Origin of the sequence: uncultured Zhongshania sp. (assembly GCF_963975605.1) — a bacterium.
GTDB lineage: Bacteria > Pseudomonadota > Gammaproteobacteria > Pseudomonadales > Spongiibacteraceae > Spongiibacter > Spongiibacter aquimaris.
In genome coordinates this window covers 1-24,536 of the sequence record NZ_CAXBHN010000006.1, presented here as the reverse complement: position 1 = coordinate 24,536, position 24,536 = coordinate 1, and the positions used below count along the sequence as shown (strand labels likewise).

The 24,536-nt window shown below is 50.3% G+C and carries 27 protein-coding genes; 13 read left to right on the top strand and 14 right to left on the bottom strand.

All coding sequences use genetic code 11. The features are described 5' to 3' along the window. Nucleotides 1-19 precede the first annotated feature (19 nt). From AAC007_RS07490 to AAC007_RS07450, 9 genes are all read right to left on the bottom strand, one after another. Nucleotides 20-1,942: a PrkA family serine protein kinase gene (locus tag AAC007_RS07490; protein ID WP_296434782.1), complete on the bottom strand. Its 1,923-nt coding sequence runs from the start codon at nucleotides 1,940-1,942 to the stop codon at nucleotides 20-22. Nucleotides 1,943-2,358: 416 nt separating this feature from the next. Next, nucleotides 2,359-3,063, bottom strand: a complete 705-nt coding sequence (locus AAC007_RS07485; RefSeq protein WP_295871020.1) for an SDR family oxidoreductase — start codon at nucleotides 3,061-3,063, stop codon at nucleotides 2,359-2,361. Between the two features lie 124 nt (nucleotides 3,064-3,187). Continuing rightward, entirely contained in the window at nucleotides 3,188-3,685 is a 498-nt protein-coding gene (locus AAC007_RS07480; RefSeq protein ID WP_219042000.1) for a 6-carboxytetrahydropterin synthase, read from the bottom strand. Nucleotides 3,686-3,812: 127 nt separating this feature from the next. Further along, nucleotides 3,813-4,334 carry a shikimate kinase gene (locus AAC007_RS07475; RefSeq protein ID WP_219042001.1) on the bottom strand — a complete coding sequence of 174 codons (522 nt, stop codon included), beginning with the start codon at nucleotides 4,332-4,334 and terminating at the stop codon, nucleotides 3,813-3,815. Nucleotides 4,335-4,516: 182 nt separating this feature from the next. Next, nucleotides 4,517-5,401, bottom strand: a complete 885-nt coding sequence (mmsB, locus tag AAC007_RS07470) for a 3-hydroxyisobutyrate dehydrogenase (RefSeq protein ID WP_219042002.1) — start codon at nucleotides 5,399-5,401, stop codon at nucleotides 4,517-4,519. 128 nt (nucleotides 5,402-5,529) lie between these two features. Then, nucleotides 5,530-6,648 (bottom strand): enoyl-CoA hydratase/isomerase family protein, encoded by a 1,119-nt coding sequence (locus AAC007_RS07465; protein WP_296434776.1) that lies wholly within the window; start codon nucleotides 6,646-6,648, stop codon nucleotides 5,530-5,532. Beyond that, entirely contained in the window at nucleotides 6,648-7,439 is a 792-nt protein-coding gene (locus AAC007_RS07460; RefSeq protein ID WP_219042004.1) for an enoyl-CoA hydratase, read from the bottom strand. The genes AAC007_RS07465 and AAC007_RS07460 overlap by 1 nt, the downstream gene beginning before the upstream one ends. Next, nucleotides 7,436-8,596: an acyl-CoA dehydrogenase family protein gene (locus tag AAC007_RS07455; protein ID WP_339675670.1), complete on the bottom strand. Its 1,161-nt coding sequence runs from the start codon at nucleotides 8,594-8,596 to the stop codon at nucleotides 7,436-7,438. Before AAC007_RS07455 ends, AAC007_RS07460 begins: the two co-directional genes overlap by 4 nt. A 70-nt stretch (nucleotides 8,597-8,666) precedes the next feature. Beyond that, a complete protein-coding gene (locus tag AAC007_RS07450) occupies nucleotides 8,667-10,085 on the bottom strand; it encodes an aldehyde dehydrogenase family protein (RefSeq protein WP_339675668.1) in 1,419 nt (472 codons plus the stop codon). A gap of 206 nt (nucleotides 10,086-10,291) precedes the next feature. Here AAC007_RS07450 and AAC007_RS07445 point away from each other — a divergent pair, with 206 nt between their 5' ends. The 10 genes from AAC007_RS07445 to AAC007_RS07400 all read left to right on the top strand — a co-directional run bounded on the left by AAC007_RS07445 (nucleotide 10,292) and on the right by AAC007_RS07400 (nucleotide 17,515). After that, nucleotides 10,292-11,164 (top strand): AraC family transcriptional regulator, encoded by an 873-nt coding sequence (locus tag AAC007_RS07445; protein WP_295871002.1) that lies wholly within the window; start codon nucleotides 10,292-10,294, stop codon nucleotides 11,162-11,164. Nucleotides 11,165-11,254: 90 nt separating this feature from the next. Further along, on the top strand, nucleotides 11,255-11,614 hold the full coding sequence (locus AAC007_RS07440) for an ArsC family reductase (RefSeq protein WP_296434770.1): 360 nt from the start codon (nucleotides 11,255-11,257) through the stop codon (nucleotides 11,612-11,614). Nucleotides 11,615-11,653: 39 nt separating this feature from the next. Beyond that, entirely contained in the window at nucleotides 11,654-12,691 is a 1,038-nt protein-coding gene (gene dapD / locus AAC007_RS07435; RefSeq protein ID WP_339675664.1) for a 2,3,4,5-tetrahydropyridine-2,6-dicarboxylate N-succinyltransferase, read from the top strand. A 152-nt stretch (nucleotides 12,692-12,843) separates the two neighbouring features. Further along, nucleotides 12,844-13,029, top strand: a complete 186-nt coding sequence (locus AAC007_RS07430; protein ID WP_295870998.1) for a PLDc N-terminal domain-containing protein — start codon at nucleotides 12,844-12,846, stop codon at nucleotides 13,027-13,029. A 178-nt stretch (nucleotides 13,030-13,207) separates the two neighbouring features. Beyond that, entirely contained in the window at nucleotides 13,208-14,281 is a 1,074-nt protein-coding gene (locus AAC007_RS07425) for an AI-2E family transporter (protein WP_339675661.1), read from the top strand. After that, the gene (locus tag AAC007_RS07420; protein ID WP_339675660.1) at nucleotides 14,274-15,290 is read left to right on the top strand and encodes an amidoligase family protein; all 1,017 of its coding nucleotides are present in this window, start codon (nucleotides 14,274-14,276) and stop codon (nucleotides 15,288-15,290) included. The genes AAC007_RS07425 and AAC007_RS07420 overlap by 8 nt, the downstream gene beginning before the upstream one ends. Further along, entirely contained in the window at nucleotides 15,287-15,952 is a 666-nt protein-coding gene (locus AAC007_RS07415) for a gamma-glutamyl-gamma-aminobutyrate hydrolase family protein (protein ID WP_296434764.1), read from the top strand. The genes AAC007_RS07420 and AAC007_RS07415 overlap by 4 nt, the downstream gene beginning before the upstream one ends. After that, the gene (locus AAC007_RS07410) at nucleotides 15,949-16,374 is read left to right on the top strand and encodes a YqaA family protein (protein WP_219042014.1); all 426 of its coding nucleotides are present in this window, start codon (nucleotides 15,949-15,951) and stop codon (nucleotides 16,372-16,374) included. The genes AAC007_RS07415 and AAC007_RS07410 overlap by 4 nt, the downstream gene beginning before the upstream one ends. Nucleotides 16,375-16,430: 56 nt before the next feature. Next, the gene (locus AAC007_RS07405; protein ID WP_339675657.1) at nucleotides 16,431-16,967 is read left to right on the top strand and encodes a YaeQ family protein; all 537 of its coding nucleotides are present in this window, start codon (nucleotides 16,431-16,433) and stop codon (nucleotides 16,965-16,967) included. Between the two features lie 101 nt (nucleotides 16,968-17,068). After that, complete coding sequence (locus AAC007_RS07400) at nucleotides 17,069-17,515, top strand: DUF1499 domain-containing protein (protein ID WP_339675655.1); 447 nt, start codon at nucleotides 17,069-17,071, stop codon at nucleotides 17,513-17,515. A gap of 11 nt (nucleotides 17,516-17,526) precedes the next feature. Here the strand turns inward: AAC007_RS07400 and AAC007_RS07395 are convergent, their stop codons facing one another. Both AAC007_RS07395 and AAC007_RS07390 read right to left on the bottom strand, forming a co-directional pair. Beyond that, nucleotides 17,527-20,253 (bottom strand): tetratricopeptide repeat protein, encoded by a 2,727-nt coding sequence (locus tag AAC007_RS07395; RefSeq protein ID WP_339675653.1) that lies wholly within the window; start codon nucleotides 20,251-20,253, stop codon nucleotides 17,527-17,529. 122 nt (nucleotides 20,254-20,375) lie between these two features. After that, entirely contained in the window at nucleotides 20,376-21,374 is a 999-nt protein-coding gene (locus tag AAC007_RS07390; protein ID WP_219042018.1) for an AraC family transcriptional regulator, read from the bottom strand. Nucleotides 21,375-21,522: 148 nt separating this feature from the next. On the opposite strand from AAC007_RS07390, the gene AAC007_RS07385 reads away from it, so the two are divergent. Continuing rightward, complete coding sequence (locus tag AAC007_RS07385; RefSeq protein ID WP_339675652.1) at nucleotides 21,523-22,419, top strand: sterol desaturase family protein; 897 nt, start codon at nucleotides 21,523-21,525, stop codon at nucleotides 22,417-22,419. Here the strand turns inward: AAC007_RS07385 and AAC007_RS07380 are convergent. Together AAC007_RS07380 and AAC007_RS07375 are read right to left on the bottom strand one after the other, a co-directional pair. Further along, nucleotides 22,416-22,778 carry a VOC family protein gene (locus AAC007_RS07380; RefSeq protein ID WP_295870977.1) on the bottom strand — a complete coding sequence of 121 codons (363 nt, stop codon included), beginning with the start codon at nucleotides 22,776-22,778 and terminating at the stop codon, nucleotides 22,416-22,418. The two genes, AAC007_RS07385 and AAC007_RS07380, sit on opposite strands and share 4 nt — an antisense overlap. A gap of 14 nt (nucleotides 22,779-22,792) precedes the next feature. Then, on the bottom strand, nucleotides 22,793-23,092 hold the full coding sequence (locus AAC007_RS07375; RefSeq protein ID WP_339675651.1) for a hypothetical protein: 300 nt from the start codon (nucleotides 23,090-23,092) through the stop codon (nucleotides 22,793-22,795). 175 nt (nucleotides 23,093-23,267) lie between these two features. On the opposite strand from AAC007_RS07375, the gene AAC007_RS07370 reads away from it, so the two are divergent. Continuing rightward, the gene (locus tag AAC007_RS07370) at nucleotides 23,268-23,552 is read left to right on the top strand and encodes a hypothetical protein (protein WP_295870974.1); all 285 of its coding nucleotides are present in this window, start codon (nucleotides 23,268-23,270) and stop codon (nucleotides 23,550-23,552) included. 112 nt (nucleotides 23,553-23,664) lie between these two features. Further along, a complete protein-coding gene (locus tag AAC007_RS07365; RefSeq protein ID WP_295870970.1) occupies nucleotides 23,665-24,093 on the top strand; it encodes an MAPEG family protein in 429 nt (142 codons plus the stop codon). 60 nt (nucleotides 24,094-24,153) lie between these two features. Here the strand turns inward: AAC007_RS07365 and AAC007_RS07360 are convergent, their stop codons facing one another. Continuing rightward, a complete protein-coding gene (locus tag AAC007_RS07360; protein WP_219042023.1) occupies nucleotides 24,154-24,342 on the bottom strand; it encodes a hypothetical protein in 189 nt (62 codons plus the stop codon). Nucleotides 24,343-24,536: the final 194 nt, after the last annotated feature.

The window sequence follows — 24,536 nt, the reverse complement described above, 5'->3', positions numbered from 1 at the left end:
TCTACAAACGGTCGACTAATTAACCTGCCTTCCTAACCCGCAGATACCACTCAGACAACAAACGCACTTGCTTAGGCGTATAGCCTTTCTCCACCATTCGCGTAACAAAGTTTTCGTGCTTTTGCTTGTCTTCAGCCGAGGCTTTGGCATTAAACGAGATGACCGGCAACAGCTCTTCGGTGCTAGAGAACATTTTCTTCTCTATCACTTCGCGCAGTTTTTCGTAGCTGGTCCAGCTTGGGTTACGACCTTCATTCTGTGCCCGTGCCCGCAATACAAAATTAACAATTTCATTACGGAAGTCTTTGGGGTTCGCAATCCCTGCTGGTTTCTCAATTTTTTCCAACTCGCCGTTCAAGGTACTGCGGTCAAAAATCGCACCGGTTTCAGGATCGCGATAATCCTCATCCTGTATCCAGTAATCTGCAAAGGTGACGTAGCGGTCAAAAATATTTTGACCGTACTCTGAGTAGGATTCCAGGTACGAGGTTTGTATTTCTTTGCCCACGTATTCGGCGTAGCGCACTGCCAGCCAACCTTTAATAAACTCAAGGTAAACGCGCTGAGTATCCTCGGGTAATTGTTCTCGCAAAATGCGCTGTTCCAGCACATACATCAGATGTACAGGGTTGGCTGCAATTTCCGAGTTATCGTAGTTGAACACCGCCGACAAAACCTTAAAGGCAAAGCGTGTGGACATGCCGTTCATGCCCTCATCAATACCGGCGTAATCACGGTACTCCTGGAAGGACTTAGCTGCGGGATCAGTATCTTTTAACGACTCGCCATCATAGACCCGCATCTTTGAATAAATGCTTGAATTCTCCGGCTCGCGAAGCCGTGACAACACTGAGAATTGCGCTAGCATTTCCAAGGTACCCGGCGCACACGGCGCACTCGCCAAGGAACTGTGCCTTAGTAGTTTCTGATAAATTTTTACCTCTTCAGAAACCTGCAAACAGTATGGCACTTTGACGATATAAACGCGGTCGAGAAATGCTTCGTTGTGTTTGTCGTTGCGGAAGCTCTGCCACTCTGATTCGTTGGAGTGAGCCAAAATGATACCTTGAAAAGGGATAGCCGAAAATCCTTCGGTGCCTTTATAGTTACCTTCTTGGGTTGCCGTTAACAAGGGATGGAGCATTTTAATAGGTGCTTTAAACATCTCTACAAATTCGAGCAAACCCTGGTTTGCCAGACACAGACCGCCGGAATAGGAATAGGCATCCGGGTCGTCTTGAGCGTAGGCTTCCAGCTTACGGATATCCACTTTGCCGACAAGGGTAGAGATGTCCTGGTTATTTTCATCACCGGGCTCAGTCTTAGTGACCGCAACTTGTTTTAACACCGACGGCTGAATTCTCACTACGCGGAATTTTGTTAAATCACCTTCGTATTCTTCTAGGCGCTTAATCGCCCAAGGCGAAGATAAGCCAGTGAGGTAACGCTGAGGAATACCGTATTCTTCCTCCAATTGTTTACCGTCGCGAAGAGGATCAAATAAGCCCAGCGGCGACTCATTAATGGGTGAGCCCTTAATAGCGTATATAGGCGCCGCTTCCATCAGCTTTTTTAAGCGCTCAGCGATAGACGATTTACCACCGCCCACTGGGCCGAGTAAATACAGAACCTGCTTACGCTCCTCTAAACCCTGTGCTGCGTGTTTGAAGAAGGCGACGATCTGGGCGATGACATCTTCAAGCCCATAAAACTCTTCAAAAGCGGGGTATCGTGGAATGAGGCGATTAGAAAATATGCGCGATAAGCGCGAGTCTTTGCGGGTGTCAATTAGCTCGGGCTCACCAATGGCGGCGAGCATACGCTCAGCGGGGGTTGCGTAAGCAAGGGGGTCTTGACGGCAAAGGTCAAGATAAGCCTCCAGGGACATTTCTTCGTCACGCCCCTTCAGGTATTGCTCACGAACATTATCAAGTATGCCCATCTTTGCAATCTCCTTCTGTGCTGTACTTTGACGCCGATCTATACCGTTTTGGGACTTAAATCAGAACGCCTTAAAAGTGTGCAAGCATCTTTACTCTACTCTGATACGTAACTACCATCCAGCTGGTTTATCAATAATTTAGATAAAAATATTAAAAAATAATTTACGCTATCTAAACAAACAACTGCTTCGCATCATGGTAAAAATAATCCTGCGGATAAGAAAACTTAACCATCTTGGATACTACCTATTCGCGCGCACGATGTGCGTATACTCACCTAGCAAGCTCTGCCATTCACGCAGAAATACCTTGACCTAATACAGGGCGATAACGTGCAAAGCACAGCGCTATTTTCCCAATTACCACGCCAAGTTAAGGCGCCCACACCCCAAGCTTCATTTAACAATCACTACGACTAACTCTCAATCTGCCCGAGGTTGGCGTGCAATACACTGCCATTTATCACCGGATTTTGAGAGCAGAAATAAAGCGTCTCGACTATTTCGCTCGGATCAATCAAACGACCGTAACTCACCATTCCCGTTATCGCCGCCATCACCGCCGGATCATCACCAATATTGCCACGCAACATGGCGGTATCGGTAAAGCCGGGACAGATACACGCGGTGTGTATACCAAGCCCCACCAGGTCTTGGGTAGTCGCTCGCATCAGACCAACAACGCCATGTTTGCTGGCAATATAAGACGCACACCCGCTAACGGCCTTTTCACTAAGTGTAGACCCCATATACAAAATGGCCGAACCCGGCTTCATTAACGGAATCAACAAATTATTCAACTGCTGCGGCGCCACCAAATTTACTTGCAGCACGTCGGCAAAATTTTCCGCCGATAAATTTTTCACCGTGTCACCGTCGTGACGCGCCGCATTGTGCAGCAGTACAAGTTGGTCAGCGCCAGCCGCGACGGCCGTTATAGCGTCAATGCAATTATCCAGCCAATCGCGCTTTTGCATATCGACACAAAGCTGCGTCACCCCATCCAAGTCAATTGGCCGACGAGATAAATTAACAATTTGATAGCCTTCTGCCATAAATCGCTTAGCGCAAGCAAAGCCGATACCCTGGCTGCCGCCACTCAAAATTAAAACCTTAGTCATAAAATGAACTCGCTACTGAAATTTACGCAATAGATGCCGAACGAGATACCGATCGTCCAGCCCCGTGTGTGATCGATGCACTATAGAATTTAGCGCAGGTAGAGAAATACTCGCGTCACGGCGCCTAATCTCGGCTCCAGCTCGCGGATCCCCACTGCCCCGGACCTGATGACACCTTCATCACCAATTCGCGAATCTCGTTGCCTTCAATAAAGGGCGCGTCAGTGAGTAACAGCTCCAGTATATAGCGGGCAAATTCTTCTACCGTGGTATTGCGCACTGGCAACAGGAGGGTATCTGACTTTAAGAAGGGTATTTCTTCACCGTTAAACGCTGCAATATAAAAGTCGCCACTCTCAACAACTCGCATATAGGGCGATTCGGCAGGCAACAAGGTGTATTCATCCAGGCTCGCGCACAGTTTTCGCAAGCGTGACTTGATTTCGACATAGCTAAAACACATGCCGTTGTCACCAACATCCGCGGTAAGTAACAAACTGACTTTAAAATTATGGCCGTGCAGCCGCTCGCGGTCCGTCGCCGAAAAAATGGTAAAATGGGCACCGGAGAACTTTAGATCTTCTTTGCAAATTTCAATGCTGGTGTAGGCTTTTACAGGCATTACACTCACTATTCCTTATACGGTCATTATTGTCGCTATCAAGTGACCGACTTGCCGAATTACGTTGGCGGCGGCCTAAGATATTTAGAGACCTCAGCATAACGTCACGAGCGAAGCCTTGCACCCCTTAGTTATTGGAATCCGCGATTGACGCCAGCACCTTCGCCAACAGCGCCGTCTCGTCTAAACCGCTGCCATCGACGGTAATATCCGCATAGCGGCGATAAAGAGGCAGACGCTCGGCGTAAACACCCTGCAAATCTTGACCCACAGGACCGGCAATACCGCGCTCTGCAAAGTTCTGCACTCGCCGCACTATCTCACGCAGGGGAATATCAATAAAAACGCAGGGGCCAAATTGCCGCAAGTGGGTCATTGCAGCTGAGCTATACACCGCACTGCCACCTGTAGCTACCACCTTGTTTGAGAAATCACTACTCTGCAGCACCTCAGCTTCTATACGACGCAGCCGCTGATAACCCTCTTCATCCAAGATTGCCTGCAAACTCCGGCCCTCGCGCTGTTCGATGAGACGATCAGTATCGACAAACGTCAAACCGCTTTGCAGAGCTAAGGCCTCGCCAATAGTGGATTTACCCGCACCGGGCATACCGATGAGTACAAGACTCGATGACACATTGTCAGACATACAAGGACTCATTCTTCATAATCGACTACCCGCATTTTACGGTGCCACAAAAGCTCGGCAAGAAAAATACGGAATGGTATACCAAAAAAAGACGGTAGCCATCGAAACAGCTACCGCCAAAGGAGTTACTTGAAGGGAAAAGATAAGTCGATCAGAGAGTCGCCAGCCTAAGTGGTCGATTTCTAAGGCTGAAACATTTCCAATATTGAAGAGAAGTCGCGCTGGGCGTTGCCCTTAGACGAAAACGACGCATACAGGCTGCGCGCCAAAGCGCCCATCGGCACTGAACTCTGGGTAACCAAGCTGTTTTCCATTGCCAAACCAAGGTCTTTTAACATCAGCTGAACCATAAACCCGGGCTGATAATCGTTTGACGCGGGCGCCGTTGGCATCACATCTGGATACGGGTTGTAGTTCTCTAGCGACCAGTTTTTGCCAGAGCTATTCAACATGATCTCTGACAGCACCTTGGGATCTAGGCCGTTATTGGCACCCAGCTGCAAGGCTTCTGCCGTGCCAACCATATGCACTGCCAATAGCATATTGTTACAAATCTTGGCGATTTGACCGGCACCGTGATCGCCTGCGTGGAAGATATTTTTACCCATACCCTCTAGCACCAGCTTACCGCGGGCAAAACCCTCGGCGCTGCCGCCACACATAAAGGCCAGAGTGCCGGCTTGCGCTGCTTTTACGCCGCCAGACACGGGCGCATCGATCATTTGCAAACCACGCGCAGCAGCGGCCTCACCAACGCGGCGAGCAGTATCTGCATCAATGGTGCTGCAATCCATAAACAAAGTGCCGTCGGCGGCTTTGGCAACAAGACCTTCATCGCCAAGATATAAGCCCGCTACGTGCTTACCGGCCGGCAGCATAGTGATAACGGTATCGGCGCCTGCTAAAGCCTCAAGCGCAGTGGCGGCTTTACTTGCGCCCTGGGCAACAACAGCATCCATAGCCGCCGCCACCAAATCAAATACCGTCACGTCGTGACCGGCTTTGACCAAATTGGCAGCCATTGGACCGCCCATATTACCCAAACCAATAAACGCTACCTTAGCCATAATACTCACCTGTTTATTAGACTGCGGATGCCCACATGAGCGCCCGGTCGATGTAAAAAATAAGACGACCGAAACCGCCTCAAAACTTGTTTACCATCGCCTCTGCCGATACCGCGAAGCGCTTGCCTTTAAAGGTCGTGCAGCGGGTTTTGCGACCAAGGTGCCGTAAAGTGATGCTCAATCAGCGCCTGTGGCACGTCAGCGGGTGAGGCATGCTGCCAAACTGGATTTTTATCTTTGTCGATCAACAAGGCCCTCACGCCTTCAGCAAACTCGGGCTGACGAATAATCGTTGTCGACAACAGGGCCTCAGCCTGGAAGGCGGCCTTAAGGCTCAGCCCCTTACAGCGCCGTATCTGCTCGGCAATCAAGCGCGCACTCAGTGGTGAACCCGACGCCAAGGTTGCAGCAGCCTTTTGAATCCAGGGATTTTCAGACTGCGCGGCAATAATGTTATTGATTACCGTCACGTCATCATCGGCAGTGCATAGCGCTTCGATTTCTGTCGCCGCAGCTTCAACGTTACCCGCCGGCAGCGCCGCTTTTGAGCGCGCTACAAAGTCTGCCATCAAATCGAATACCCGCTCGTGGTTATCCGCAACACCGGTAGACCACGCGGTATCCGTTAGCGCGTTCAGTACTTCTCCTGCGTACTGATGCTCAATAAAGCCTTCCGCTAAACCAAGGTAACGCGCATCGGCGGCGTTGAACGACGCCCCCGTTAATGCGAGGAACAAACCGCTGTGTCCCGGCATCCGATTTAGGAAATAACTACCGCCAACATCGGGGTATAAACCAATGGTAATTTCGGGCATGGCAAGGCGAGTGCGCTCAGTAACGACGCGATAACTACCCGCCGCAAACACGCCCATACCACCGCCCATCACAATGCCGTGCCCCCAAACAATGACCGGCTTGTCAAACTGATGCAGCAGATAGTCAACGCGGTATTCTTGCTCAAAGAATGCCTCGGCGTATTCACAGGGGCCGCCCGGCTGATCGATGGAGGACTTGTATAAGGCCTGCACATCACCGCCGGCGCACAGCGCCTTCTCACCTGCACCGTGAATGAATACGCAGGCGATATCACTGCGCTCGCGCCATTCCCGGAGTTTGACCAGCATTAACTCGACCATATTCAAGGTCAGCGAGTTAAGTGTCTTCTCGACGTTCAGGGTAATCACCCCAACCGCCGGACCACTCGCGCTGCGACGCTCTGCAAATAAAACTTCCTCTACACCAGTCATTACGCGTTCTTCCAGTCTGGGCTGCGTTTTTCTAAGAAAGCGTTTACACCTTCTTTTTGATCTAAGGTGTCGAATAGCTGAATGAAACGCTCGCGCTCCAGCAGCAAACCTTGTGGCATGACCGCTTCGCGAGGTTTGTGGATCAGCTCTTTACAGAAGGTCACAGACACTGGGCTCTGCTGGGCAACCTGCGCAGCCAAGGCCAAGGCAGCTTCCTTAGCCTTGCCTGATTCAACCACTTCTTCAACCAGACCTAAGCTCAATGCTTTATCGGCTTTAATGCGTTCGCCACATAAAATAATGCGCTTCGCCCAGCCAGGGCCAACCAGCGCGGTCAAGCGCTGGGTGCCACCAGCGCAGGGCAGCAAACCCACCTTCGCTTCAGGCAACGCCATTTGCGCGTGAGTTTCCGCAATACGAATATCACAGGCCAGTGCACACTCGAGACCGCCACCCATGGCAAAGCCATTGATCGCTGCAATCGACACACCACGGAAATCTGCCAAGGCTTCAAATGCCTGACCAAATTTCAAGCCAATATCCTGCGCAACTGCTTTATCGCCACTGGCGAACATTTTTAAATCTGCACCAGCCGAAAAGAACTTTTCGCCCGCGCCGGTAATTACCAAACTGTAAATATTTTTGTCGGCGTTTAAATTGGCGATTAACTCGCGCATGCCACATAACGACTCAGAGTCCCAGGTATTCGCACCTGGGTTGTCGATAGTAATCAAAGCTGTGTGGTCAATGATCTCTACTTTTAGTTTTTCTGTCGGGCTGTAGTTGCTCACTTAATCACCTCCAAGGCGCCATCCATCAATAAACGTCGGCCAATAATGACCCGCATAATTTCATTCGTCCCTTCCAGAATTTGATGTACGCGACTGTCGCGAACATGTCGTTCCAAGGGGTATTCTTTAATGTAACCATAGCCACCGTGCAGCTGCAGGGCGTCGTTACAAATAGTAAAACAGACATCGGTCGCGAAGCGCTTTGCCATGGCGCAGTAGACACTGGCCTCCGGATCGCGGCTGTCCAATTTGAACGCCGCCAAGCGCACCATTTGCCGCGCCGCGACTAAGTCAGTGGTCATATCGGCGAGCTTAAACTGGGTGTTTTGGAAATCGGCAATCGCCTGACCAAATTGTTTACGCTCTTTCACATACGCAATGGTTGCTTCAATTGCTGCTTGGGCCGTACCGATTGAGCAGGTCGCGATATTGATGCGACCGCCGTCCAAGCCTTTCATGGCAATCTTAAAACCTTCCCCTTCACTACCTAACATATTGGCAGCGGGAACCACCACGTCTTCAAAACTTACGGTGCGAGTAGGCTGACTATTCCAGCCCATTTTCTCTTCTTTTTTACCGTAGCTAACACCAGGTGCGTCGGCGGGAATAGCAAAAGCACTGATACCCTTGGGACCATCGCCACCGGTGCGCAACATTGCCACCAGCAGGTCGGTCGAGCCGGCACCGGAAATAAACATTTTACTGCCGTTAACAATATAGTTGTCGCCATCGGCGCGCGCCGAACTGCGCAAATTGCCCGCGTCAGAACCGGCACTGGGTTCAGTCAAGCAGTAAGAAGCGAGTTTTTCGCCCACTACCAAATCGCCACACCACTCTTCTATTAAGGCCGGCTTACCGTAGGTGCCCACCATGCTGGTGGCCATATTGTGAATGGTCAAAAACGCAGCGGTAGAGGTACAACCCCGCGCCAATTCTTCAACAATCACGCTGGTATCCAAGCGGCTCATACCTAAGCCACCTGCATCCTCTGGCGTGTACATTCCCATAAAGCCCAGCTCGCCGGCCTGCTTTAAAGCGTCTTTTGGAAAAATATGTTCTGCATCCCACTGGGCTGCATTTGGCTTAAACACGCCGTCGGCAAATGACCGCGCACTTTCGGCGAACGCTTTTTGGTCGTCGGAAAGGTTAAAGTCCATGTTATTCTCTTTTATTTACGCAGAAACAATGCATAACGCCGCAATCGCTGCGGCGTTTACACGCGACGTCTTACTTGAACTTATCCATTACTTTGCCAAACAGTACGTCGTCAGACGGGATCTCTTTGGTGACAGCCAGTGGTTTAGACACCCACGTTTCGTTGATCAGGTCGCGCCAAGTAATATTGTTGTTGGTGCTATTGCCACCCCATGAACCACAGCCCAAGGAGAAGGTTTGGCGCATACCATTCCAAAGGTTGCCGCTGTTAGACGGCGCTTGAGGCTGGTTAACCATAACCCGTGAGGTTTTGGTTGCGCTGGCAAACTTCATGATGTTGTCATCGCTGTACGAGTAAATACCGCAGGAGTGCCCCTGCCCCTGGTAAGCCTGAATCGCATTGGTCATGGCAATAGCGCCATCAATATCTTTCACTGTGTAAAAGGCCATTACCACTGACATTTTCTCGCCAGAGAAAGGGTGCTCTGGGCCAGTGCCTGTTTCAGGTACGATAAAGAAGGTTTTGCCTTCAGGCAGATCGATACCCGACATATCAGCCAATACCGTTGCAGGCTGAGCCACGATACGAGCGGCGATGTGGCCGTCTTCCCAGATAATACTTTGTAATTTGGCTTTTTCTTCGGCGTTACAAATATAGCCGCCCTGCGCTTGCAGCTTTTCAAGCAGGGCTTCTACGTTTGATTCAAAGGCGATAACCGCGTTATCAGAAGAGCACGATGCCGCCAAATCCAAGGTCTTGGAAATACGAATTTTTTCAGCCGCTTCGTCCAGATCAGCGGTGTCATCAACGGTAATAACCGCGTTGCCCGCACCCACACCCAGTGCTGGCGTGCCGCTTGAATAGGCTGACTTAACCATTGGCGCGCCGCCGGTAGCCAAAATACGGTCACATTGCTTCATCAGCTCGGCGGTGCCTTCCATTGACGGGCTATCCATGGAGATAACCAAGTCCTCGGGGGCGCCACAGGCCTTGAGTGCTTCGCGCATCAAATCGCAGATCATTTTGTTGGTCAGCTTAGAGCGTGGGTGCGGCGCAACAATAATCGAGTTGCGGCCTTTAACCGCAGAAATAGCCTTAATAACCGGCGTTGCCTCTGGATTGGTGCATGGCGTCAAGGCGCCGATAACACCCACAGGCTTGGCGATTTTAACGATATTGCGCTCTTTGTCTTCTTCCAGAATACCGACCGACTTGTCGTTGATAATATCGAATAATGCCGCGCGGGTTTTCTTAAAGATTTTAAGAAACTTACCGTCGTAATTACCCAGCTGGGTTTCTTCCACAGTGAACTGGGCGATTTTCTCTGCCACGTCCTGACGAGCAACAGACCACACCATTGCCGTGATTAATTCGTCAACCTGCTCTTGGGTATAATTCGCAATCTGAGCCTGCGCTTTGCGTGAGCGCTCGACGAGAGAGGCGACGAACTTTGCTTCTTCAGTAGTAGCTGCGGCGGTTTCGGCGGCCATGGTATTTCTCCGGTTTATTTTTGTGACTAACAATAGCGCAGCCGAACTCTCGTCGCATGCGCACAAATAGGGCATCTATATAAACACATCCCCACAGACGGTAGGATTGACTATATTGCCGACTTGATGGACTATATTGCGCATACACTCAATCGTACTTCTCACCAAAAAAAATACGTTAAATCATTAATTATCAATAACTTAAAATGAAAATAACCTCTGACTGGCCGCTCCCCCCGCTGGGAATTCGCTTTCTCACACCGCAATTTGTGCAAACTCAACTCGCCGGCCACCCGCTTACCGAAGGGCTATTTCCCATTGCTATGGGCTATTACCCAGCCGCATTTGGCCACCGCATGCAGCGCCAGCAGCAGGACAGCTATTTACTTATCTACTGTATCGACGGCAAAGGCACCTTAATGTGCGATGACAAACGCTATCGTATTAATAGCGGCGATATTATTCTGCTCCCCCCCAACCACCCCCATGCCTATAAAGCAGACACCAAGGACCCGTGGACAATCTACTGGCTGCATTTTAACGGCCGTCTCGCCGACCATTTCTATCAACATATTCAGATGAGCACACCGTCGTTTAATATCGGCGTTCAACCGCGTGTAGTGAGAATATTCGACGGCCTGTCTGAGCTGCGACGGAGTGGCTACCAGCTAGCCGAATACATTCAAGGCGGGCATCAATTGCAAGCACTGCTCAGCTACGTTGCCCTGCTGGTACGTCAACAGCGACCCCAAAGTGGTAAAACGCTTAACTGGGAAAGACTGCGCGCCACCATGCAAGAGCACATTCACGGTCAGCTCAATCTCGACGAGCTGGCAGCTAGTGCAAAACTGTCGAAATACCACTTCAGTAAGAAATTTAAAGCCCATACCGGCCAGTCGCCGATACAGTACTTTATTAATATGAAAATTCAGCGTGCCTGCTATTTGCTGGATAGCACCGGTCAATCCGTAAAGCAAGTTGCATCTGCGGTTGGCTACGACGACGCCTATTACTTCTCTCGCCTATTTAAAAAGGCCATTGGTTTAGCACCCCACGACTATCGCCACCATCGCCGGTGATCGGCGACATTGCCGTGATCCCAGGGCCAGAATTTGTTATCCTTGGCGGCCGAAAATTTCCGCCTGTTGTCAGCAACTAAGAGAAAACCCATGAGCACAACACTCTACGGCATCAAAAACTGCGATACCGTGCGCGCGGCCAGACGCTGGCTAGAATCCCATGATGTTGATTTTCACTTCCACGATGTCCGCGATGCACCACTCGATAGCAAACAACTCATGAGTTGGCTGGACAATCTCGGCCTAGATGCCTTGGTCAATAAACGCAGTACCACCTGGAAGCAGCTGTCAGAAACACAGCGCAATTCACTAAGCAAAGAGACTGCCGTTGACTTACTTCTTGAGCATCCAACGCTGATGAAGCGCCCCCTATTGGATACCGGTAGCGCACTGCATCTCGGTTTTAAAGCCGCGGACTATCAATCGCTGTTCACTCACCACACGCTTTAAATCATCATCCCTTTTTTATCACCAAATAGAGACGCAATAATGACTCAAGCAACTTTCGCATTTGGCCTTGGCCTCGGCACTCAAAATAGCAAAGGCGACTGGCTAGATACGTTTTACCCAAGCCCACTGTTAAATCCAAAAGCTGATCTAGTCAGCGCGGTTCAGTCGATCGTTACGTCACTGCAAGGCAATACCGCCGTTGCCGTCACCAGTGCGCAAATGGCTCAGATTGCCGATGTCATTGCGGCATCCGACAACGCAGAACAAGCCGCGATCGCCGCGCAACTCGCCACTGGCAATCAACCCTTAGTAGTCACTTTACTCAGCAGTGATGACGCGCCAAGCTCGGTCCCCGAAGGTTATTTGAAACTGCACTTGTTGTCTCACCGTCTAGTTAAACCTCACAGCATTAACCTAACGGGTTTATTCGGTGTTCTACCGAATGTAGCCTGGACCAATCAAGGGGCAGTCGACATCAGCGAACTGCAACAGCGCCAGCTACAAGCTCGGCTGAAAGGTGAGATGCTAGAAGTCATGTCAGTGGACAAATTCCCCAAGATGACCAATTACGTCGTGCCTACCGGTGTGCGTATTGCGCATACGGCGCGGGTTCGTCTGGGTGCCTACTTGGGCGAAGGCACCACCATCATGCACGAGGGTTTTGTTAACTTTAACGCGGGCACTGAAGGCCCAGGCATGATCGAAGGCCGTATTTCTGCTGGGGTTATGGTTGGCTCAGGATCTGACTTGGGCGGCGGCTGCTCCACAATGGGCACTCTGTCTGGCGGGAATAACGTCATTATATCCGTCGGTAAAGAATGCCTGATTGGCGCCAACGCCGGTGTCGGCATTCCACTGGGCGATCGCTGCACCATTGAAGCCGGCCTGTATATCACCGCCGGCTCAGTGCTCACTATGATCGATGCCGATGGCGCGGTAGCGGGAACGAGCAAAGCACGCGACTTGTCCGGCCAGTCTGACTTACTGTTCCGCCGCAACTCTAAAAACGGCGCGATTGAGGTGTTAACAAATAAATCTGCCATCGCCCTAAACGAGATGTTGCACGCCCACAATTAAGTTATTTTCTTGCTTCTACGCCCCGCGCTCGCGGGGCGTGTATTTTCCGCTGGTGAACTCTCCGCCGCTAAACTACTCTACTAACAGAAATCATTTACATACCTATACCGTGTTTTTTGCCGGAATAGCGATCAATTGTTCAGGAGAGTGATATGGAGCTTCACATTACTGGTGTCTTAGGATTTCTTATTTTTATCGCCGATATATGGGCGATCTTAAACATTGTGCAAAGCCGAGAAACCTCCTCCAGCAAGTTGCTATGGATTGTACTTATTCTGTTACTGCCATTTTTAGGCCTCGTCATATGGTGGTTTGCCGGACCACGAGAGCGCAGCTAACAAACTCAAGATATAGACTAACTTCGTCACTAAACCGAAATCCGTTTGCCAAACAAGCTGGCTTGCGATGTCGCGGAAAAACCAATGCCGCCGCCAAACCGTAAGGATTCAATGACACCCCTCACACGTTACCTTAAGCAATAGCGAGTACTCGAATATCGAAGACCACAATAAAGCTATGGATACAAAACTGAATAACAAATCTGATTGGGCAATCAAGATCCTCGCTATTCTTGCGGTTCTTTACACCCTGCAAGTAGCCAGAGATGTGATGTTGCCAATCACCCTGGCGCTGATTTTTGCCTTACTACTCGCGCCAGCAGTTAGCCGCCTACAAAGGATTGGCGTACCGCGCAGCATCGGTGCAACTATCATCATGGCAATTGGCTTGAGTGCGATTGGCGGCGGCGTTTACGCCTTAGCCTCACCGGCCAGCGACTGGCTGCAACGTGTACCGGAAGCCGTTGACGTGTTGCGCGACCAGCTCAATGACGTGAATACCGACAAGGGCAGCGTCGACGCCGCTAGCCGCAGCATTGACTCCCTCGCCAATGAATTCAGTAGCAACGCCAGCGATCCGCAAATAACCCAAGTTGTGATTGCCGACGCCGGCTGGCGCACTGAGCTTGGGGAGATTGCAAAGAACTTTGGGGTTTACGGCACACTCAGTATTATTCTCCTGTTCTTCTTACTAACATCTGGGGAAGCGCTGATGAAACGCTTTATTCACAGCCTGCCAACCCAGAGAGACAAAGCCGCGGTAACACGGATAGCAGAGCTCGCGCAGACCCAAATGTCGCGTTATTTAATGACGATTACCGCCGTCAATATCGCCGTTGGCGCCATCACCGCACTGGGGCTTTGGCTGGCAGGCTTCCCCGACCCAGCGCTGTGGGGCGCAGTGGCCAGCCTATTGCGCTATATCCCCTACTTGGGGGTGAGCATTACGATAATTCTATTCACCATTGTCAGCGCCGTTAGTTACAGCAATCCCGCAGCCATCCTCGCCGCGCCGCTGTCATACGGTTTATTCACGGCATTAAACGGTCAATTTATTGATCCCTTTGTCCACGGCTTGCGATTCAGCCTAAACCCGATCGTCGTTTTTTTGTGGATATTTTTCTGGGGCTGGCTGTGGGGCGCCCCCGGTGTGTTGCTCGCCGTGCCCTTACTCACCCTATTCCAAGTGGTTTGCCAGCACACCGAACGCCTACTACCAGTAGCCCATATCATTGGAGATACAAATGAGTGATTCATTGGACGATTATCGCAAGTCGCTGTGGCCATTGCCGCAACACCGCAATACTGCCGCCGGCAAAATGCGACGCTTGGGTGTGGAAATTGAATTTACCGGCATGGAAATAAACGACATTGTCGACACTATTATTTCGCTCTATGGCGGCAAGGCGGAAGCCGTATCAGACTACGAAATCAACGTCGTGGAGTCATCACTGGGCAAGTTTGGCGTTGAACTCGACTTTTCATACATCAAACGCATCAGCCGCGAGCGTCACGAATCGGCAGATAATAACGACTTAGAAGAACTCGCCGAGGCCATTGTGGGCGCCATTGCCAAGCAGCTTGTGCCCTTTGAAGTAGTCGCCCCTCCAATTGCGATGAATGAACTTTGGCAGCTGGAAACCCTGTTTCAAAAACTGCGTGACTCCGACGCTCAGGGCACCCACGCCTCAGCAAAGAATGCCTTTGGCCTACAGCTCAACCCTGAGATGCCCGACTGCAGCGCAGAGACCATTAGAGACTATCTCCGCGCCTTCTTGTGTCTCTACGACTGGTTAAAAATGCGCTGCGATGTCGATTTCAGTCGCCGCCTGACCTCATACGTCGACCCCTTCGGCAAGGACTACGTGAGACTATTGCTGCGCAGCGACTACGAACCCGATATCAATAAGTTGATTGACGACTATCTTGAATACAACCCAACGCGCAATCGGGCTTTAGACATGCTGCCCCTGTTCTCGCATATTGACGACGAAAGACTGCGGCGCACTGTTAAGGATGAGCGGGTAAAAGCTCGCCCAACACTGCATTACCGACTGCCCAATAGTCTTATCGACGATCCGCAGTGGGGACTGATCCACCCCTACCGCGACTGGCTGCAAGTAGACAACCTAGCGATGGATAAACGCCGCCTAGATATGGTCTGCCGAGGCTACCGAAAATACCTCGACAACCCGACAGCGAATTTATTTACCAATTGGGCAAGCAGCGTCAGCCGCTGGTTAATTCCGGAATTACTGTGAATAAACCGCTGATTGGTGTAACCGGAGACGATACCCACCTGCCCCTGGCGTGGTGGTTTATTCGCTGGGCGCTGTGGCGTTGCGGCGCGGTGGCTTACCGCTTAACGCCGCAGCGCTGCGCCATTCCCAAGGCGCTTGACGGCATCATCATAAGTGGCGGTGATGATATCGACCAGCAATTGTATATGCCAGACGCACCGGACATTGCGCCAATCAATCGCGAGCGCGACCGCTTTGAAATGATGGCGCTAGAACATAGCTTGGCCCAAGACCTCCCCATTCTGGGCATATGCCGCGGCGCGCAACTTTTTAATATCGTGCTGGGTGGCACGCTGTATACCGACCTGCGCGAACACCGTCGCGTGACGTCGAACAAGCGCATGTTAATTCCACGGAAAACCTTGAACGTCGACCCCAACAGCTCGCTATTTAAAATACTTGGCAGTGACCACTGCCACATCAACAGCCTTCATCATCAAGCCATTCACAAACTCGGGGATGGCTTACAGGTCGCGGGACGCGACGCCGACAATATTATTCAGGCAGTAGAATCACCGACTCATCGCTGTCACATCGGCGTGCAGTGGCACCCAGAATATCTGCCATTCCAAGCCCGACAACTGCATATTTTTAAACACCTGGTAGCAAGCGTAAGGACATGATCAGCCAATACCTACTGATGTTTATTACCGCCTTTGGCGCGGCCACGCTACTGCCATTTTATTCCGAAATTCTATTGGTGGCGCAGCTCAACGCGGGACTCAGCCCTGCTTGGCTATGGGTGGCGGCCACCTTGGGCAATACCCTAGGTGCCGGTATTAATTGGTGGATGGGTATGAAGCTCAGCCATTACTCGGATCGCAAATGGTTTCCAGCGCGGAAATCAGATCTTATCCGCGCCCAGAATTGGTTTACTCGCTACGGCAAGTGGACACTGCTGATGTCATGGATGCCGATTGGCGGCGACGCCCTTACGGTGGTCGGCGGTATTATGCGAATATCCGCTGTTCCATTTTTTATTCTGGTGGGGATAGGCAAAGGACTGCGCTACGCGCTGGTTATTGGCGGCGTAAATGCCCTGTAAACTCTTTGCTCAAATCTGCGTACAATAGCGCTCCCAGCTCATATGCGAATTTGACAATGGCATTAAACGCGACCCTTTTTAAAACCACCTTAGACATCAGTGACCTTCGTCGTCATTACTACCAGCGCCATCAATTTACCGTTGCTCGCCATCCATCAGAAACCGACGAGCGGATGATGCTGAGAATCCTCGCTTTCGCGTTATACGCCGACGAGCATCTGGAGTTTACCAAGGGTTTAAGCACCGACGACGAACCCGATTTATGGCAAAAATCCCTCACCGGCGAAATCGACTTATGGATTGAAATGGGGCTGCCCAGTGAAAAGCGCGTACGCAAAGCCCGTGCTATTGCAAAGCAAGTCATCATTTTTATTTACGGCGGCCGCACCGCGCAAATGTGGTGGGATGAAAACCGTAGCAAAGTCCTGCAACATGGCAATGTCAAAATCATTGAGATCAGCGCCGAAGACTCTGGTGCTTTAAGAGATATAGCTCAGCGCACCATGCGCCTGCAATGCACCATTGACGAAGATTCAGTGTGGTTTTCCAATGATGCAAATAACATTGAAATACGTTTAATAGAGCACTGCTAGTACTCCTTCAACATAGACCGCTCTTGTCTGACGCGGTATAAAACTCCAATTGCTGATTTTCTACGTAGACCTGTCATTGACGTCAACGTATCGAGGTTTCTATGCCTACTAATATTCGCCACATCGCACACGCAGCAGCGGCTTTACTCATCTGCGCACTACTCAGCGCCTGCAGTGCGCCCCGGCTTGGCGCTGACAATGGTAAGTTTCAAGCATGCCCCGCCGCGCCACACTGCGTTTCCAGCACTGAAAATAATAGCGAGAAGTTTATCGCTCCGATTTCTGTTAAATCGCAAGACGACTGGCAGCGTTTGCAAAATTTATTGCTGGCCATGCCGCGCACTGAATTGATTAGTCGAGATACACATTATCTTCATGCCGTCACCAGCACAGCAATCATGCGCTATAAAGATGACGTGGAATTATTGTATACCCCGTCAAAAAACACCGTCGATGTACGCAGTTCTTCCCGCATCGGATACTACGACTTTGAAGTCAATCGCGAGAGGATTGAAACCCTGCGCAGCGAATTTCAACGTCCAAAATAAACCTCTTCGCACTAATGCAATTCTGCAAAATTATTGTCTGCCAGGCTCAGCAGCATTGCCCTGCGCTCAGCAGCCAATACATAACTCGCGGGGTCACGCAGCCGCTGCTCCGCCATTGCGTGTAAATTAGTGACGAAATCCTGGTCAGTTTTCAGCAAGGCATTCGACATGCCAAGTAACTCCAATAAACCCAATACCTTGGGGGTATTGCTCTCGGTGACAATAAACGGCGTATCCAAACAGGCAGCGGCAATACTATGATGGAAGCGACCAGACACTAGTAGCTCAGCGTTAGCGATACACTCCAGCCACTGCCGCTCCGTATCGGCAATATGCAGCTCGAACTGCCCCGCCGCGCTGCGCTGCATCCACTGCACAAAAGCCACGTCATCGGCTGCCAAAAAAGCACTGGCACCAATTAATATTTTAATGCCGTATCCGTTTGCGATTTGCAGTTGCAAAAAATGGCTTAAGGGTTCGGCGATTGCCTCTGCCCAAGCGACCGATCCGGTCAACACAATATACGGCTTATCGGTCACCGTCTTGGAGCGCAGTTCAGCGAATGTCTCAATAAATAGCGGCAAGCAATCGAAGCTCTGCACACAGGGAATCGCTAAGGATTGTAAAAGTCGGAAGCTCACTGGCTCACGTACCGCAACATAATCTAGCTGTTGGTATACCCGCTGATACAGGGTATTCAAGGGTCCATCTGTGGCCAAGTCACCATCTTGCGGATAGCAGGAGTGATTAATTATTTGCACCGTTTTACGTAACCGGGTCTTCCCTATGTGGGCGATATACAGCAAGCCGACTGGCACCATACCACCACCGTGTAGACTGCCCTCGCCATTAATCACGAGTACGTCAGCCTTGGCGAGACGAGCAAGTAAACGCGAATTGCGCTCGACAAAGTTTGCATAAACCTCCTCGCTATCAAAATCATCTGGGCTTTGCGGCAAGGCCGGCAGATTCTGTGTCATCGCAATTGGCAAGCCATCTACCCGATAACCATTTCGTCGCAAGGCGCGATGAATACTTAAGCTGGTGCCACTACAGCCCCAGTGATACCAGTTAGAGGTGTCGTTAACTAATACGCAGGTCTTCGCTCCGTCGCTTACGAGCACATCAGCCTTAGCCTCGCGCTCAACACGAATCAAATCACGCTCGTCGCGCTGCGGTGGCGTAAATTCATCTAGCGCTGCAACAAGCCTTGCCATGACATCACGCCAGCCATCTTTAGCTCCGCCTTGTTTACGAAACAGACGTGCGGACTGATACCACACACTGTCATCACTATCGTCGGTCCAGCGGCGCTCCGGCCCACAGGGCAGCAGGACCCATACCGGCACACCCAGCGCGCCCGCTAAATGCACGGTCGTGTTGTCGACTGATATCACCAAATCAAGATTACTCATCAATGCGGCTAAACCATCAATATCTGCATAGGTGTCAAGATCGGCAAAGGTATGGATATGTTCACCGAGCTGTTTAAGCTCTTCAGACTCACAGCGATATTGTAAATTCACTACACTGACATCTTTGTGCTTGAGCAAGGGGCGCCAATATTTTAGATCAATACTGCGCTCTTTCACCGCGCGGGCTTCCACACCACCCCGCCAGCAAATACCAACCTTCAACTTGCCCGTCAGCTCCTGCAATCGACCTTGCCAGTGAGCGTATTTCTCACTATCTGGTTTCAGATAAGCACGACCGGAAAAGTCCGCGTCGTCTTGCCGAAAGTGCATGGGCAAATCGCCGGCAGAGATAAAACTATCAAGCCCGTGTGGATCGAGTTCCCCCTTAGCAATCACTTCCGCTGAGGGGAAAGACCGCGCCCACAGAGGAACGAGCCGGGGATCGCATTCAAGAACACAGGATGCCGCGGAAGAAATCAGGTCACTAAAACAGGAAGCGAACATAACTTCATCGCCCAAGCCCTGCTCACTGCCGACAAATACTCGCCGCCCGGCAATATTAAATTTTTCAGCGTGGGGCAAGCCCGTTGAACGCGGTGGATTGCTTTCCAGAAAAGACTGCTCACTAAAACGCCATCGATACTCTCGCCAACCTTTTTGCCATTGACCTAAGCGCAGCAGGCTGCCGGAGCGCTTGAGGCGCAGCTCTGGGTCCACAGGCGAAAGCCGAAGTGCGTGTTCAAAGCACTGCAGCGACAGCGCCGTATGACCCGATTTAAAATACAAGGTACCTAAGTTTTTTAACGCGAGTACTGAGTGCGGGTTGTGCTCTAGGGCTTGCTGATACGCTTTTAGTGCGGCCTCATCGCTACCGCTGTCCTGCAAGGCCACACCGAGGTTTTCATAGGCTTGCTGATAATCAGGCTTTAGACGTATCGCATTGCGATAGGCATCAATCGCCGCCTGGTCATTGCTAAGTCCCTGCAACACCACGCCGTGGTTAAAATGATACTGAGCAATCTTAGGGCTTAATTTAATCGCCTGCTCGATAAGCGCGCTGGCTTGAGCGGAATTATGTAAACTCTGTGCTACCAGACCGAGTAAATGCAAGGAATCAGCATGGCCAGGAAACTCAGCCAACACTTTTTGATAGCCCTGCGCGGCGGCATTCAGCTGCCCCTGCTTATGATGATATAAGGCCTGCTGAAATAGGGTTTGAGCAGTCGCGGGCAAAACTTGCGACACATCACTGCTAGGGCGTTTGGACGCCTGTGAGCGAACTTGCGCACCGCCGCTCTTACTTTTATTTTTGTTTTTCGCCACTCAACTTTCCCGTTTCGCAATTCAGAACGCACTACAATGACGGCTATGTCATCGCGAATAATAGAGTGTAGCTGCGCCAAGGACTATTACGAATAACCCCTACCTCTCCATAACTACCTGCTTCACTCACGTAATTTGCGCACTTGGCACTGACGCGGAGTAAGCCCTGTTTCACGCTTAAATGCGCGGTTAAAGGCGCTCTGCTCCGAATAGCCAAGCAACAGCGCAATTTCACTCAAGCTCAATCTCGAATCAGCGAGATACTCTCGCGCTAACTGAACACGAAGCTGCGAGAGCAGTGCCTTAAAATTCAAACCCTGCTCATTTAAACGCCGAAACAAGGTGCGCTCTGACATATTCAACATCGCCGCCACATCGGCGGAGGTACTGCGACCGCTTTGCAGTGCCCTGAGTAATACACTCCTCAGGGCGCCGGCAAACCCTTCGCTATCGGGAAGAATCGCCAGTGATGCCTGCGCCTGTCGCTCCAATAAGCTGCGCAAGCCTGGGTCGCTATTACTAATCGGCAAATTCAAATATTCGAGCGGAAAGTAAATGGCCGTCGCGGGCTGGGAAAAACCAGCTGCAACATTGAACACCTTGTCATAGTCTTCAGTCGTTTCTGGAGCGGGAAAAATAAAATCGACCTGCAGTGGCGACAAATCTGGCTTTGCTGTCATTTGACGGATAAAGGCCAGCAGGCCCGCCAGCAACACCTCATCAGAAAGCTGAGTAGAGGGGCCGTAATCGCTGGTCCAGCTCATCACCATGATGTCATTTTGGATGCTGACTTTGGCTTTCTCGCCGTCGTGAAGTAGGCGCTGATAACGCTGAAATGCGCCGAGCGCATCAGCCAAGGTATCACTGGCCAAAGTTAAATAGCCAAGCACGCCAAGATGCTTGGAACGCACGCACTGCCCCAAAGCTAAACCAATATTGCGATCGGGGAAACGGGCTTGAATTTTATCCAGCAGAGCCCACCACTGCGCAAAACTCATGCGACTGCTAAGGCTGTAGCTCTGCAAATTTGTATATAGCTCACAATGCACATCGCCCTCCTGCTCTAAAAAATCTCTAAGCAGGCCGGCCAAATCACCGCTAAGCTGTAACTGTGCAAGCATCGATATTCTCTGAGGTGTCTTGGTCTTTGTTGCTACATCATCGTGATGATGGCGCTAAATGTCAAAAAAGTGTCTTGAATAGTCAATATACCTTGAGCTTAGCGCCCTAAGATAATAACTCTTATTGAACACTCGACGAGGTCTTCGCGTGCAAGATGTTCTTCATGCTCTATTTTTTGTCACTGCCTTCGGCGCGCTATTCCTCGCGGTTATCGCGGCAGAATTTGTCTATGTTCGCCGCAGCGGTAAAAGCGGTGTATACCACCCCCGCGAAACCGTCGCCAATTTGGCTGCTGGCTTTTCCTACAAAATAGTCGACGGCATCGCCGTCGCGCTATTCATCCAAGCCTTCTATCTGTGGGTTTACCAATACGGCCTGCAATGGAACCCCCCGGCCTCGGCAGTCAGTATATTGGCCTTAATCGTATTCATTGATTTTTGTTTTTATATCAATCACTACATGATGCACAAGGTACGCTGGTTCTGGAGCGGGCATATCACCCACCACTCATCTGAACACATGAATTTCTCTACCGCGCTGCGACAGAATTTCACCTTTGCCTTTTCAGGCAGCTGGGTATTGTGGTGGATTCCCGCCGCTCTCGTCGGTTTCGACAAAAATTGGGTGCTGCTGGCCATTGAGGGCAATCTGGTTTATCAATTCTTTCTGCACACCGAGCAAATACGCAAACTCGGCGTTCTCGAAAAGGTGATGAATACACCCTCGCACCATCGCGTTCATCACGGCAGCAACGCAGCGCAGATAGATCGCAACTTTGGCGGCATCTTTATTTTTTGGGATAAAATGTTCGGTACGTTTCGCAGCGAAGATGACGCCGGCGAGATTAAATATGGCGTTACCCGCATGCCAGAAAAGCCCTATAACCCACTCTACTTACAAATTCACGGCTGGGTAGAGATGGCGCAAGATGTGTGGCGACATAAAGATTTACGAATTATTTACAAACACCCGGAATGGGTAGATGAGCAATACGGTGATCAGCAAGCTGCACTTGCGAAATCACCGTTAATAGAAAAAATCTAGGTTTTTGCCGGCTCAGACCAAACGGCATACTCGTTGCCGTTAGGGTCGGCAAAATGAAAGCGGCGACCGCCGGGGAAATCATATATTTCTTTTAGTATTGTCCCACCGGAAAGTACAACCGTGTTGCGGGTTTCCTCAAGCGTTTCGCTATAAAAAACCACTAGTGCACTACCATTAGCGGCAGTAGACGACAGCTCTGCGCGATAAAACCCGCCGTCTAGCACCCCATCGGAAAAGGCGGTGTAATCCGCACCATAATCGGTAAACGACCAGCCAAAGGCTTTCGTAAAAAAACCCTTAACAGCGTCAATATCTGCAGCGGGCAACTCAATATAATTAATTTTGCCATGAGCATTCATAAGCCCGCTCCCATCTAATTTAAAATCTCAAGTATTTCTAGCGTCGCCTGAACTAAACGTAATCGACGATCTTCAATCGTCACAATAACGTGTCCGCGGTTATCCACCGGCACGACAACACGGCCATGCGCATAGATATCCGGCTCTAAACGATAGCCAACCTGTAACTTCTTTTGCCAACCGGGTGGCAATTGGCGACCCTCAGCAACCTTTTTCTGCAAACCTGGTGGCAGCTCACCGCCCGGTGGCTTAGCTAACACACCAACAGTTCCAAACGATAATACGAGCGCTAGCATCCCAATTCTTGTTTTCATTCTTCGCTCCTAGTTCAAATTTTTTATCTGTGGTTTCCACGTCAATATGACCGTTAGGAAGGCAGAAAGTGCGACCGATATTGATTTATACACATTATCGGCATATTTCATTGCCGTACACCCACTCCACCCGTAGTATTCCACCCCAATGTAAAAATTCACTATCACTCAAGCTATGCGCAAAAACGATAAAAAATTAGACAATGCCATACGCGTAAAACTCACCGAGGTTTGTGAATATGCCCTTGATCATACCGATGGCTTCCTGTGGCTAACGCATACCGTTGATTACAAGAAATTCCCAAGTAGTCTGCTTGTTCGCTGTGTATTCGCCGACGACTCGCTAGGGGCAGCCATCAAGGAGGCCCCGCTTAGCACTTTAATCAAGAATAGCTTGGCTAGTGTCGGTATCGAAATACAAAAGCAGCAAATCTGTTATACGCCGGAAAATATCCACTAGCAATGACGTCTCTTAGAAATGCCCAAGCCCGCTTCTGTGACCAGCAAATCAATCATGGCAGCAACAGAAAATAACACCGATAATATAAACTCAATAACAATGAGGAAATGCTATGTTGGAACACTCACCCATATTCACACCAGTCGTTGTTCTTATTCTATGGACGTTTGTAATGTTATTTTGGATGGCGCTGGTGCGCTTACCGATGATCGCAAAGCTAAAATTAAAACCCGAAGCCGGTGAACGCACTAGCGAACTTGCGCTACAGTTGCCACCCAAAACACAGTGGAAGGCGGATAACTACAACCACCTAGTAGAGCAACCAACATTATTTTACGCCACAGCATTTTTGCTCGCCTTCATTGGCGGCGGCGACGGCCTAAACCTTAGCCTAGCGTGGTTTTACGTCGGTGGCCGCATCGTACACAGCCTAGTACATGCAACCATTAACAAAGTGGCGCTGCGCTTTACAATATTTTTATTGACGTCTATTGCCTTACTTATTATGGCTATTAACGCTGCAATGATTTTACTGAATTAAACTATTTTCACTGCGCGGACATTCTCCCTGAGTTACGAGAATATCCGCGCATACACCCGTCTACAATGCTTCTGTGATCATACCATTGCCAATACGAACCACACGATGCGGCTGAAATTGAGGCCCATTCAACTTCTCAATTTTACCGCCATTATGCAAGAACTCATCAATCTGCCGAGCAATTTCAGCACTCGCATGCTGTTGATGTAAGTTAGAGAAAGTACCGTGTTGCTTAATATAGCGATCCATATCACAACCCTTTTTGCTCATCTACATGTTGGAAACTAATAATCGGTTGCCAAAGCCCTAGCGCACTTCAGCAAAACGAATGCTATACCCAGCAGATGACAAAATTAGGATGGTTTTATGACAAAACACTAACATAGAAATACGCGGTTTCAAGTAATAAGTGCAATCCTTTCACGCAGCGAGTAAATCTTCTC